The organism is Rubricella aquisinus (assembly GCF_014199445.1).
Classification (GTDB): domain Bacteria; phylum Pseudomonadota; class Alphaproteobacteria; order Rhodobacterales; family Rhodobacteraceae; genus Rubricella; species Rubricella aquisinus.
This window is the reverse complement of the sequence record NZ_JACIJS010000001.1, coordinates 560852-572771: the sequence shown is the minus strand read 5'-3', so window position 1 is coordinate 572771 and position 11920 is coordinate 560852. Positions and strand designations below refer to the sequence as shown.

Genomic DNA, 11920 nt, shown 5'->3' with positions numbered 1-11920 from the left:
TGTTTCCTTCGTCTTAGACAGGGGCGGTCGCGCGCACCGTGTCGATCACATGGGCCTTGTCCGCATCGGTCATGCCATGGAACAGGGGCAGGGAGATCGAGCAGTCATTGGCCGCCCGCGCATTGGGGAAATCCTCAGGCTTGAGGTCATATTTCTCCGCATAGAAGCTGAGCATATGCACCGCATGAGTCGCCGGACGGGTGGACACACCTGCCGCCTGCAACGCCTCCATCCAGTCATTGCGCGCGGCGTTCACTGCTGCCACTTGGGCCGGATCAGCCGCCGCCTCGGGCCGGAACAGGCACGGATAGCTTTGATAGCCATGGCCATAGCCATCGGGGGCTTTGGGTGTGCGCAGCCATGCCATATCGGCAAAGGCGGCCTCAAACTCCGCCGCAATCCCGCGCCGCTCGTCGATGATCGCGGGCGCGCGGTCCATCTGCATATTGCCAAGGGCCCCTTGCATATCGGTCATGCGCTGGTTGTAGCCTGCATGGATATGATCGGCCAAAAGGTAAGGTTTCGGCCCCAGATGGCGCTGAAGGTCCGACATCACCGCACCATGATCGCGCAGCTGCTGCACTTTGGTCGCAAGCTCTGCGTCGGCTGTGGTGACCATGCCGCCCTCACCGGTGGTGATGGCTTTGCGCGGGTGGAAGCTGAACGCGCCTGCATTGCCGAAATGGCCCACATGCTGCCCGCCATAGGTGGCGCCAAAGCCGCAGGCCGCATCCTCGATCACCCACAGGCCATGCTTTTTCGCAATCGCCATGATCGGGTTCATATCAGCGGCAAGGCCAAAGAGATGCACAGGCATGATGCCCACCGTGCGCTCGGTGATGAGGCCCTCGATCCGGGCCACGTCAATGTTGAACGTCTCCAGATCAATATCGCAAAACACCGGGGTCGCGCCCTGATGCTCGATCACATTGGCGGTGGAAATCCACGTGAGGGCCGGGACGATCACTTCGTCCCCGGGGCCAAGATCAAGGGCGGCAACCGCGAGATGCATTCCGGTCGTGCAGGATGTCACGGCCAGCGCATGGGGCGCGCCGGTAAAGGCGCACCATTTTTCTTCAAAGGATTTAACCTGCGGGCCTTGCACCAGCCAGCCAGAGCGCAATGGCCCCAGAACACTGGTGATCTCTTCCTCCGTCAGGGAGGTGCGGGCGATTGGGACGGAATGCGCCATGGTTCAGAGCCCCACTTCTTTCCGGCGGGTTTCCACCTCGGCCTTATGGGCCGCGCGCCAGTCGATGAGACGGCGCAGACCTTCATCAAGGTCGATATCCGCGGTAAAGCCGATCTCTTCGGTTGCCTTGACCGGGGAGCCGATACGGTTCTTCACCAGCGTGGCTTGGCTGCGCGGCGCGTATTGGATTTCCTTGTTGCACCCGGTGAGGTTCAACAGCTTTTCCGCCAACTCTTTCAGCGAGGTCCGCTTGCCAGTGCCGACATTGTAGAATTCATCGGTGGCATTGGCTTTCATGCCGCAGACATTCGCCTTGGCGCAATCTTCCACGGCCACGAAATCGAACGCCTCGGAGCCGTCGCCCATGATGGTTGGTGCCTCGCCCCGGTCGATCGCGTCGAGCATCTTCATGATCACGGCGATATAGGCCCCGTGGTAATCCTGACGCGGGCCATAGACATTCATGTAGCGCAGGCCGACATATTCCAGACCATAGCGGTGGTGGAAGGAGCGCAGCATCGCTTCGCCCGCGATTTTGGTCGCACCATAGAAGTTCTTGTTGTTGAACGGGTGGTCTTCTTCCATCGGCTCGGTCACGGCGTCGCCATAGACGGACGCGGAGGAGGACCAGACCAGCCGCTTGATGTCGTTCTTCACGCAGGCTTCCATCACGTTGAAGGTGCCCGCCACATTGGTGTTGAACGCAGAGCGCGGGTAGTCGTGGCACTGCAAGAGCCACAGGGCTGCAAAGTGGAACACACCGTCGATCTTACGATCTTTCATCGCAGCATTCAGGATGTCGGTTTGCAGGATGTCGCCGCCGACCTCATAGACGCTGACGCGCGGGTCTTTGAACGCGTCGGTCAGGTTCTCGGTCCGGCCACGGGTGAAGTTGTCATAGATCGTGACGGAGCCCACATCCTCTGCGAGGAGTTTGTCCACCGTGTGAGACCCGATCAGTCCGGCGCCGCCGATGACCAGAAGGTTCTTGCCTTGAATATCCATGGGTCAGCCTCTCATGCTTGTTGTGTCTGGGGCGCCGCAGCGCTCAATGTGTCGATGATATGGGTCTGGTCTGCCGCCGTGAGATACGGAGAAATCGGCAGGCTCAGAACTTCTTGCGCGGCCTTGTCGCCGACGAGCACATGCGCGTCGCTCGCCACAGCCGGTTGGCGGTTCAGCGCCAATGGGTAATGCACCGCCGTGGCGATGCCCGCCTCTTTCAGGGTGGCTTGCACCCGGTCGCGATCCTGCACACGCACCGTATATTGCGCCCAGGCCGACAGGCGGCCCTCACGCACGGTGGGCGGGATCACGGCATTCGATCCGGCAAAGGCCGCGGTGTAGCGCGCCGCCACAGCGTCCCGGCCTGCGATCTCATCATCAAGGATGTCCATCTTGGCCAACAGCACCGCTGCCTGAATGGTATCAAGGCGCGAATTCACGCCCACCCGGATATGGTGATAGCGCCGGTCCTGCCCGTGGCGCGCGACCTGACGCAAGATCACCGCAAGATCGGGATCATTGGTGAACAAGGCCCCGCCATCCCCGTAACAGCCCAAGGGCTTGGAGGGGAAAAAGCTGGTGGAGCCGATGGTGCTCAGCGCGCAGGATTTGGTGCCATCGGCCTCCCGCGCGCCGAAGCTTTGCGCGGCATCCTCGATCACCGGCAGATTATGGGCGGCTGCCACCGCATTGATCGCCCCGAAATCCGCCACTTGCCCGTAAAGCGAGACGGGGATGATCGCCTTGGTGCGCTTGGTGATCGCATTCTCAAGCTGGGACACGTCGAGCGTATAGGTCGCTGGGTCCACATCCACATAGACGGGCGTGGCCCCCAGAACCGCCACGGTTTCTGCCGTCGCGATATAGGAGAAGGCGGGCGTGATGACCTCATCGCCCGGCCCGACGCCAAGCGCCATCAGCGCGATTTGCAATGCATCCGTGCCATTGGCGCAGGTGATGCAATGGGCCGCCCCAGTATAATCGGCAAGGCGCTCTTCCAACTCGGCCACTTCGGGGCCAAGGATATATTTGCCATGGTCGAGCACGCGGGCAATGCGCGCATCAATATCCGCGCGCAACCGCGCCTGCTGTGCACCAAGGTCAAGAATAGGGATCATGCGGCCTCCGTCATGCTGAGCGTTCCGTTGCGCAAATGATAGGTGGCGCCGGTATGGGGGCAGGTGGTGTCCGCGTCGCCCGTCAGCGGCAGATCAAGCTGTTCGCCATAAGCGCTCATCCAGCCGATCTGCCGCCCCGGCACACCGACCATCAGCGCAAAATCCGGCACGTCTTGGGTGATCACGGCCCCGGCGGCGACAAAGGCGTGATCGCCTATGCGCACGCCACACACGATGGTGCAATTGGCCCCCAGCGTGGCGCCGCGCCCGATGCGGGTATCACGGTATTCGTCTTTGCGCTCGATGAGCGCGCGCGGGTTATAGACATTGGTGAACACCATGGAGGGGCCGCAAAACACGCCCTCCGCCAGATGCACATTGTCATAGACCGACACGTTGTTCTGGATCTTGCACCGGTCGCCAATAGTGACCTTATTGCCCACGAACACGTTTTGCCCCAGCGACACGCCCGCGCCGATCACGGCCCCGCCGCAGACATGGGCGAAGTGCCACACGCGGCTTCCCTCCCCGATCTGGGCGCCGTCATCGACGATGGCGGTGTCGTGTTGGTAATGGCTCATTTTGTCAGCCCTGCAAGGAAGGGATGCGGATCGCTCGGGCTTTCGGTCACCGCGGCATTGCGGATCGTGGAGACGGCCTCGATCGCGGTGCGGTTCTCCTCCAGCCCGAAACCCCGACCCGCGAGGATTTCCTGATAGGACAGGGTGTGCAGATCGGTAAACCCACCGGAGAATTCGATCTCCTCGCCATCCACGGTGATGGAGCGATAGGTGCGCTGCCCTTCCGAGCGCGGCCCCTCGGGCACGTCATTCACATCCAAGGACATGAACCAGCGCACGCGCGCGTGCTCGTATTCCAGATAACCCGCCGCCTTGATGGGGGAGGTGTAATGCACCTCGATCCGCTGCAACGCGCCAAAGAGGAAATGCAGCATGTCAAAGAAATGCACGCCGATATTGGTGGCGATGCCGCCCGATTTGCTCTCATCGCCTTTCCAGCTTTGCAGATACCACTGCCCGCGGGAGGTGACATAGCTCAGGTCCACTTCGGCCTTGGTGTCGCGCGGGCCTGCGGCGAGCTTATCGCGCAGGGCGATGATCGCGGGATGCACGCGCAACTGAAGGATCGTGTTGATCTTGCGGCCCGTGTCGGCCTCGATCTCGGCCAAACCATCGAGGTTCCATGGGTTCAGCACCAAGGGTTTTTCGCAGATCGCATCCGCGCCCGAGCGCAGGGCAAACCGCATATGGCTGTCATGCAGATAATTGGGCGAACAGATCGAGACATAATCAATCGCCTGACCCGCGCGGCGCATCTTGTCCACATGCCGGTCGAACCGCTCGAATTCGGTGAAGAATTGCGCGGTGGGGAAATAGCGGTCGATGATGCCAACACTGTCATTGGGATCGAGCGAGGCGACCAGATCATGGCCGGTCTCATGGATCGCCTGCATGTGGCGCGGTGCGATATAGCCGGCAACGCCGATCAGGGCAAAACGCTTCATCTCGTGGTCTCCTGTCACAGTGTTTGCTAAAGCCGCAGATCGCTGGCGCTGGCGGGGAACATGGATTTGAGGTCGTAGAACACGGCCCCCTCCCGGCCATAGGCGCGCAGGGCTTCGGCCCCGGCTTGGGCATATTCGCTATGGCTCACGGCCAAGATCACCGCGTCATAGGTGCCTGTCTCTGGTGTGCTCACCAGATCGAGCCCGTATTCATGCTGTGCCTCTGCCGCGTCGACCCATGGGTCATGCACATCGACCGACAGGCCGAAGGCTTCCAGTTCCGCGATCACATCGACAACACGGGTGTTGCGCAGATCGGGGCAGTTTTCCTTGAACGTGAGGCCCAGCACCAGCGCGCGGCCTCCGTTGACGGTGAGGCTTTGGCGCAGCATCGCCTTGACGGTCTGGTTCGCCACATAGGCGCCCATCCCGTCATTCAGACGACGGCCCGCGAGGATCACCTCTGGATGATAGCCGATCGCCTCGGCCTTATGGGTGAGGTAATAGGGGTCCACCCCGATACAGTGCCCACCAACAAGACCGGGGCGGAAGGGCAGGAAATTCCACTTGGTGCCCGCAGCCTCCAGCACATCCAATGTATCAATGCCCATCTTGTTGAAGATCAGCGCCAGTTCGTTGACCAGCGCGATATTCACGTCCCGCTGGGTGTTCTCGATCACCTTGGCGGCCTCGGCCACCCGGATAGAAGGGGCCAGATGGGTGCCTGCGGTGATGATCTCCTGATAGAGCGCGTCAACGAATTGACCGATCTCTGGCGTGGAGCCGGAGGTGACCTTCATGATCGTGGGCAGGCGGTGATGCTTGTCCCCGGGATTGATCCGCTCGGGGCTGTAGCCGGCGAAGAAATCTTCGTTGAATGTCAGCCCGGAAGTGGCCGCGACGATGGGCACGCAATCCTCTTCGGTCGCACCAGGATAGACGGTGCTTTCATAGATCACGATATCGCCCTTGGAGATCACCCGGCCCACCGTTTCGGACGCTTTGCGCAGGGGCGTGAGATCGGGCTGGCGGTGCTGGTCGATGGGGGTGGGAACGGTGACGATATAGACGTTGCAGTCCCGCAGATCCTCCAGATCGGAGGTATAGCTCAGATGGGTCGCGGCCCGCAGATCCTCCGGCCCGGTTTCCAGCGTGCGGTCATGACCGCCCTGCAATTCAGCGACCCGGCCCTTATGGATGTCAAACCCGACAGTGGGCAGCTTCTTCCCGAATTCCACGGCAAGCGGCAGGCCCACATAGCCCAGCCCGATCACGGCGATTTTTGTGGTCTCGATCCTGTGCATGAATACTCTCAACAGTCGTAATAGTCGCGATACCACGCGACGAAATTGGCGACACCCTGACGGATATCGGTTTGCGGGCGGTAGCCTGTGAGGCGTTCCAGAAGGGAGGCATCGGCCCATGTCGCGGGCACGTCACCAAGCTGCATCTCCATGTAATTGCGCACGGCTTTTTGCCCCAGCTCCTCCTCGATCGCGTCGATGAAATCCATCAGGCGCACCTTGTCGGAATTGCCGATATTGACCACCCGCCACGGGGCCACGGGCGACAGGCTGTCGCCCTCGGGCACGATGCCATCCGCGGGCGCCTCGGGCACGGCGTCAATCAGACCGCGAATGCCGCGCACCAGATCCTCCACATAGGTGAAGTCGCGGTACATCTCACCATGGTTGTAGATGTCGATCGGGGTGCCCTCAAGAATACCCTTGGTGAACTTGAAAAGCGCCATATCCGGCCGCCCCCATGGGCCATAGACGGTAAAGAACCGGAACATGGTCACGGGCAGGTTGTAGATATTGGCATAGGAATGGCCCATCGCCTCATTTGCCTTTTTGGTGGCGGCATAGAAGGTGAGGGGGGTGTCGGTGTTCTTGCGCTCGTCAAAGGGCATTTCGGTATTGGCGCCATAGACCGAGCTGGTGGAGGCCATCAACAAATGCCCGACGCTGTGCTCCCGCGCGGCCTCCATCACATTGAAGGTGCCCACAAGATTGCTGTCGAGATAGGCGCGCGGGTTCTCAAGGGAATAGCGCACGCCCGCTTGGGCCGCGAGATGGACAATCGCTGTGGGCTTGAAATCCCCGATGAGGCGCATCACCGCGTCCGCATCTTCCAACTGCACCTCATGGGCGCTGAAATTGGGGTTCTGCATCAGCATCTGATGGCGGCGCTGTTTGAGGCGCACGTCGTAATAATCGGTCATCGCATCAAGGCCGCACACGACATGCCCCTCTGCCAGCAACAGCCGGGCCAGATGGAAGCCGATAAAGCCCGCGGTGCCCGTGATAAATACCCTATGGGTGGTTTGCTCGCTCATCTGCCTCTCACTGTTTGATGTGGTCTTGATCGAGCAGGGCCTCTTCGGCCTCCAGCTCTTCGATTTCGGCTTTGATGCTGTGATATTCTTCTTGCTTGCGCTTGAGGAAATCCCGCGTCAGGGCGAGCCGTTTTTGCACGCCTTTGGGGGTCAGCACATAGATGTATTTCATGCGGTTGTCGGAGGTGCGAAAGTTTTCGATCTTCACCTCACCCTTGGCCACGAGCGCTTGCAGACAGTAATTCACCGCGCCCAGACTCCAGCCTGTTTCGCGCGCCAGATCGCGCTGGGACAGCGACGGGTCGCGTTCCAGAAAGCGCAACAGACGAAACGTCTTTTCATCTTGAGAAGAAAGAGGCATAGGGGGGGACACAAGGCGCCTTTGAACAATCTCCTGCTCTTTACGCGCTCTTGACATTACGTTCAATATTGAACGCACTCGACATGCAGATAAATTTCCCCAGATGCAGCTTGCTCACCCCAGACGGGCCGGGCCTACCGGATTTTCCGTAATATTTAACATAATAAACATTATAAGTATTGCTGAAAGTCTCTATGCATCTTAAAAGGCTCAGCCGCGTTGGCAAAATCACCAAAGCCGGGACTGTCCTCAAGATCAGCATCGCCGCCGAATATGGCCGCCGCGATCAGGACGGGAACTTCCAGCAGAACACCTACTGGAACACCATCACCCTCTTCAACGACGCAGCCATCACCTGGGCCGAGGGCAACGTCAAACAGGGCCATCTTGTCCGGGCCACGGGCACCATCCGGGAGACCGCTTACGAGAAGAATGGGGAGACGGTCTACGGGGTCACGCTCGCCGCAAACACCCTCGACGACTACACCCGCGCCGTCCGCAACGCCGACGCCAAAAAGCGGAACTGACACCCGAAAGGCCGCTCTCAAGAGCGGCCTTTTTACCAAGTTAAGCGTGGACCGAGTGTGGACCAAGCGTGGACCACGCCTTTTAACATACTGATATTATGAGGAAAATTTCCTGTACCACCAAATTTTGTGCAAATATCTATATAATCTGTTTATAATCAATGCTTTAGCATTGATTGCGGCTTGCCGCGTTGGTGTCACCCCTTAGACCGGACCAGAGGTCCGGGACATACAATATCAGACTTCTTTGGGGCGCGCAGAGGCACAAAGACGCTTCCCGTCATTTGCGGCAGCATCGTCAAAATCACCGCTGGCACAGCGGGTGGAGGCAGGCGCTTTTGCGACGGCGTCCACGCAGTTTCCTCATCCGCTGCAAAAGCCATCTGAGGACTCTGGACGGCCCTCCTTTTATCCGGCACCCTTGGGACATGACCATCGCTCAACGCACGCTCCGGCCCCTCTCTGTAGCGCTCCTGACCGGGGTTCTCGGCATCCCCGCTCCGGCTCTCGGACAGGGGAGTTCGGTGGAGCGGATCACATCCCTGACCCCGCTTACCGCACCGGAATTTGTGTCCGCCTCCGACTTCGGATTGCAGTCTTTCCAGTGGGGAGAAACAGCGCCGCAGGAGGGTGCAGATCGCGACCAAACCAGCGCAGCACCTGCCCCTTCCCTCCGGCTCGACTTCGCGCCCGCAGCACCGATCTGGGCCGGTCTGCCCACCACCGCCGGACGCTCCCACTATGAAGGCTATGCGGTCAACACGGCCCACATGGCGCCCCCCAAATGGCAAGCACCCTCGCTGAGGCGAAGGCGCTCTGTCGGGCTTGACGCGAGTGCCCGTCAGGCGATCGTTGCGGGGGTGTTGGCATTGGGGTATTGCGGTTTTAAGCAATGACTGGCCTGCTCTCATATGGTGGCCGCAGACCACGCATTAGGGGACACATGGCACCGCATCCTGACCCGGTTGGAAAAGCCCAGTTGTGGCATTTGGTCCGGCGCGCTGCGGTTGTGGCGCTGCTGACGGCGAGCTGTTCCAGTGCCGCACTGGCGGCAGAGCAACCGTTCCTGCCGACGCTTGGCACCTATGGCACGACCGGTCTGATTGACATGCCAACGGCACAGACACAGCCCGATGGGGAACTAACCACGACATTTTCCAACTTCGCGGGCGAGACGCGCTCAACCCTGACCTTTCAGATCACGCCGCGCCTGTCGGGCAGTTTCCGCTATACCATAATCGAGAATTACCAGAATCCGACTGCTACAGCTGGTAGCACTAACTATGACCGCAGCTTCGACATCGCCTATCAGATCATCGACAATTCGCGCTATTTGCCGGACGTTGCCATCGGCCTGCGGGATTTCATCGGGACCGGGCTTTATTCCAGCGAATATATCGTGGCCACACAGCAGGTCGGGCCGCGGCTGGCGATTTCGGGTGGTATTGGCTGGGGCCGGCTTGGCTCGTATCAGAGCTTTACCAATCCGTTCAGCGTCATTTCTGATCGGTTCAATACCCGCCCCGGGCGCTCTATCACCAACAGGGGCGGGACTGCGAACTTCAATCAATGGTTCCGGGGGCCAGCGGCCGCGTTTGGCGGGCTGTCCTATGCGGTGAATGACAAGCTGACGCTCAAGGCCGAATATTCCTCGGACGCCTATCCGCGCATGGCCGCGATCCGAAACAGCTTTAACCGGCGGCATCCGATCAACCTTGGTGCGCATTACCGGATCGACGACGAGATCAGTCTTGCCGCGAGCTATCTGCACGGAGATGCGGTGAGCCTTCAGGCGTCCTTCGCGCTCAATCCGCTGCGCTCGTTCCAAGGGGGGAGCATCGATCCCGCACCTGCCCCGGTCACGCAACGCGCGGACCCGGAGGCGACGCCCGCCTCCTGGACCTCGCGCTGGATGGCCTCGCCTGACGAGATCGCGCAGATCAAGGAGGACGTGAAGCGGCGCCTTGAGGCAGACGAGCAGGTCTTTGAATCCCTGTCGCTGGTGGAGGATCGCGCGGTCCTCTATTTCCGCAACGAAAAATACGACATCGAATCCCAGGCGATCGGGCGCGCGGCCCGTATCCTTGCCGATGTTCTGCCGCCGAGTGTGGAGCGGTTCGTGATCGTCCCGGTCATCAAGGGGATGCCGACCATTGCCGCCGCGATGGACCGCAGCGATATCGAAACGCTGGAATATGATCCCGACGGGACAGAGCGCCTGTTGGCAAACACGATGTTTGGCAGCCCGCTCAGTTTCGCGGACGAAGCCCCGAATGAGACGGAGATTTATCCGCTCACCGAATGGTCATTGTCGCCGTCCTTCTCGGCCAGCCTGTTTGATCCCGACACGCCGTTTCGCGCGGGCCTATCCGCGCGCCTTGCCGGCAGTGTGGAGGTCTCTGACGGGCTGATCCTGTCTGGCGCGGCCATCAAGTCGATTGCGGGCAATCTGGGCACGGTGACACGGACGACCACATCCGCCCTTCCTGCCGTCCGCAGCGATTTCGCCCAATACCAGAACCAGGGCGATCCCGCGATTTTGCGCCTGACGCTCGACAAGTTTGATCGGCCCTTCACCGATATCTACACGCGCGCCACCGTGGGCTATCTTGAGCGGATGTATGGCGGTGTGTCGGGGGAGGTGCTGTGGAAACAGCCCGACAACCCGCTCGCGCTGGGATTTGAGCTGAACTATGTCCAGCAGCGGGATTTCGACGGAATGTTCGGCTTTCAGAGCTATGATGTCGTGACCGGCCACGCCTCGGCCTATTACGATTTTGGCAATGGGTTTGAGGGGCAGGTGGATGCCGGGCAATACCTTGCCGGGGATGTTGGCGCGACCTTTGCCCTGAAGCGGACCTTCCGAAACGGCTGGGAAGTGGGGGCCTTCTTCACGCTCACGGATGTGCCGTTTGCCGATTTTGGCGAAGGCTCGTTTGACAAGGGCCTGACCTTCCGCGTGCCGCTTGGCTGGATGGCGGGCCGGTCAACCCGGACCGAAGCCAATTTCGACCTGCGCCCGTTGACCCGCGATGGCGGTGCCCGCCTGAGCGTGAACAACCGGCTCTACGACATGGTCAAGGATTATCAGACGGATCCCATATCTGACACATGGGGGAGGTTCTGGCGATGAGCATAAAACCCCTTCTTCCGCTTCTGGCGGTGGCGAGCCTCAGCGCCTGTGGAACGGACACGGCGCTCAGCTCCAGCTTTGAGATCACGCAATCGGTGTTCACCTCGGCCCTTCAGAACATGTGGGGGCCAGAGCCAGAGCCGATGCGGCTCAACATCTCCCCGGCGGATATCGCGGCGATTGACTATGATCTGATGCTGGTGCGCGCGGACGAATCGGGTGCCCTTGCCACCCTTCCCGTCGAAGATGCGCCCAATGGCGTGAAAACCTGGGCGTCCGCCGATGGGTTCAGCCTGACCACGCGAGACGGTCAAATCATCGGCACACGCGGATTCGGGGCCGATATTCTCGTAGCGGATGTATCGGCTGCAATCGCCACCCTTACGCCTGAAAGTGATGGCGGCTCTTATTCACGCGTTTATTCTTATCTCGACAGTGAAAATAAGATTTCTGAGGCCGCGCTGGTCTGTGGGTTGGAAAAAATCGGTGATGCGGGCATCAGTATTCTAGGCACACCCCGCGACACGATCCGATTCACCGAAATTTGTGCGGATGAGACCGTTTCCATCACGAATCTATACTGGATCGACCGCAGCGATGGCTTCATCTGGCAATCCAGACAATGGATTTCTCCACAAATAGGATCACTCTCCATACAAATACTATCACGGGACGCCGAGCAGTAGGGCCTGACGCAGCACCTTTTTTTGGCAATATGATG

At 60.1% G+C, this 11920-nt stretch carries 12 protein-coding genes; 4 read left to right on the top strand and 8 right to left on the bottom strand.

Annotation, left to right across the window (positions count from 1 at the left end):
• Window positions 1-13: 13 nt before the first annotated feature.
• Genes FHS89_RS02720 through FHS89_RS02685 form a run of 8 tightly spaced genes read right to left on the bottom strand, consistent with a single transcriptional unit; the run spans window position 14 to window position 7539 of the window.
• The gene (locus FHS89_RS02720; RefSeq protein WP_184008210.1) at window positions 14-1192 is read right to left on the bottom strand and encodes a DegT/DnrJ/EryC1/StrS family aminotransferase; all 1179 of its coding nucleotides are present in this window, start codon (window positions 1190-1192) and stop codon (window positions 14-16) included.
• Window positions 1193-1195: 3 nt separating this feature from the next.
• Window positions 1196-2197, bottom strand: a complete 1002-nt coding sequence (locus FHS89_RS02715) for an NAD-dependent epimerase/dehydratase family protein (protein ID WP_184008208.1) — start codon at window positions 2195-2197, stop codon at window positions 1196-1198.
• 11 nt (window positions 2198-2208) lie between these two features.
• Window positions 2209-3315, bottom strand: coding sequence for a DegT/DnrJ/EryC1/StrS family aminotransferase (locus FHS89_RS02710; RefSeq protein ID WP_184008206.1), 1107 nt, complete (start codon window positions 3313-3315; stop codon window positions 2209-2211).
• Window positions 3312-3896, bottom strand: coding sequence for an acyltransferase (locus FHS89_RS02705; protein WP_184008204.1), 585 nt, complete (start codon window positions 3894-3896; stop codon window positions 3312-3314). The genes FHS89_RS02710 and FHS89_RS02705 overlap by 4 nt, the downstream gene beginning before the upstream one ends.
• Window positions 3893-4840: a Gfo/Idh/MocA family protein gene (locus FHS89_RS02700; protein ID WP_184008202.1), complete on the bottom strand. Its 948-nt coding sequence runs from the start codon at window positions 4838-4840 to the stop codon at window positions 3893-3895. Before FHS89_RS02700 ends, FHS89_RS02705 begins: the two co-directional genes overlap by 4 nt.
• A 26-nt stretch (window positions 4841-4866) precedes the next feature.
• Complete coding sequence (gene tviB / locus FHS89_RS02695; protein ID WP_184008200.1) at window positions 4867-6144, bottom strand: Vi polysaccharide biosynthesis UDP-N-acetylglucosamine C-6 dehydrogenase TviB; 1278 nt, start codon at window positions 6142-6144, stop codon at window positions 4867-4869.
• An 8-nt stretch (window positions 6145-6152) separates the two neighbouring features.
• On the bottom strand, window positions 6153-7178 hold the full coding sequence (locus FHS89_RS02690) for a GDP-mannose 4,6-dehydratase (RefSeq protein ID WP_184008198.1): 1026 nt from the start codon (window positions 7176-7178) through the stop codon (window positions 6153-6155).
• Window positions 7179-7185: 7 nt separating this feature from the next.
• Window positions 7186-7539 carry a MarR family EPS-associated transcriptional regulator gene (locus tag FHS89_RS02685; protein WP_184008196.1) on the bottom strand — a complete coding sequence of 118 codons (354 nt, stop codon included), beginning with the start codon at window positions 7537-7539 and terminating at the stop codon, window positions 7186-7188.
• A gap of 194 nt (window positions 7540-7733) precedes the next feature.
• Here FHS89_RS02685 and FHS89_RS02680 point away from each other — a divergent pair, with 194 nt between their 5' ends.
• The 4 genes from FHS89_RS02680 to FHS89_RS02665 all read left to right on the top strand — a co-directional run bounded on the left by FHS89_RS02680 (window position 7734) and on the right by FHS89_RS02665 (window position 11885).
• On the top strand, window positions 7734-8066 hold the full coding sequence (locus tag FHS89_RS02680; RefSeq protein ID WP_184008194.1) for a single-stranded DNA-binding protein: 333 nt from the start codon (window positions 7734-7736) through the stop codon (window positions 8064-8066).
• A 428-nt stretch (window positions 8067-8494) separates the two neighbouring features.
• Entirely contained in the window at window positions 8495-8962 is a 468-nt protein-coding gene (locus FHS89_RS02675) for a hypothetical protein (protein ID WP_184008192.1), read from the top strand.
• Between the two features lie 47 nt (window positions 8963-9009).
• Window positions 9010-11199, top strand: a complete 2190-nt coding sequence (locus FHS89_RS02670; RefSeq protein ID WP_184008190.1) for a YjbH domain-containing protein — start codon at window positions 9010-9012, stop codon at window positions 11197-11199.
• On the top strand, window positions 11196-11885 hold the full coding sequence (locus FHS89_RS02665) for a YjbF family lipoprotein (protein ID WP_184008188.1): 690 nt from the start codon (window positions 11196-11198) through the stop codon (window positions 11883-11885). The genes FHS89_RS02670 and FHS89_RS02665 overlap by 4 nt, the downstream gene beginning before the upstream one ends.
• Window positions 11886-11920 lie beyond the last annotated feature (35 nt).

Coding starts and splice junctions, on each gene's coding strand:
- FHS89_RS02665 (WP_184008188.1), top strand. CDS start 11,196: ATGAGCATAAAACCCCTTCTTCCGCTTCTGGCGGTGGCGAGCCTCAGC.
- FHS89_RS02720 (WP_184008210.1), bottom strand. CDS start 1,192: ATGGCGCATTCCGTCCCAATCGCCCGCACCTCCCTGACGGAGGAAGAG.
- FHS89_RS02690 (WP_184008198.1), bottom strand. CDS start 7,178: ATGAGCGAGCAAACCACCCATAGGGTATTTATCACGGGCACCGCGGGC.
- tviB (WP_184008200.1), bottom strand. CDS start 6,144: ATGCACAGGATCGAGACCACAAAAATCGCCGTGATCGGGCTGGGCTAT.
- FHS89_RS02715 (WP_184008208.1), bottom strand. CDS start 2,197: ATGGATATTCAAGGCAAGAACCTTCTGGTCATCGGCGGCGCCGGACTG.
- FHS89_RS02675 (WP_184008192.1), top strand. CDS start 8,495: ATGACCATCGCTCAACGCACGCTCCGGCCCCTCTCTGTAGCGCTCCTG.
- FHS89_RS02710 (WP_184008206.1), bottom strand. CDS start 3,315: ATGATCCCTATTCTTGACCTTGGTGCACAGCAGGCGCGGTTGCGCGCG.
- FHS89_RS02700 (WP_184008202.1), bottom strand. CDS start 4,840: ATGAAGCGTTTTGCCCTGATCGGCGTTGCCGGCTATATCGCACCGCGC.
- FHS89_RS02705 (WP_184008204.1), bottom strand. CDS start 3,896: ATGAGCCATTACCAACACGACACCGCCATCGTCGATGACGGCGCCCAG.
- FHS89_RS02685 (WP_184008196.1), bottom strand. CDS start 7,539: ATGCCTCTTTCTTCTCAAGATGAAAAGACGTTTCGTCTGTTGCGCTTT.
- FHS89_RS02680 (WP_184008194.1), top strand. CDS start 7,734: ATGCATCTTAAAAGGCTCAGCCGCGTTGGCAAAATCACCAAAGCCGGG.
- FHS89_RS02670 (WP_184008190.1), top strand. CDS start 9,010: ATGGCACCGCATCCTGACCCGGTTGGAAAAGCCCAGTTGTGGCATTTG.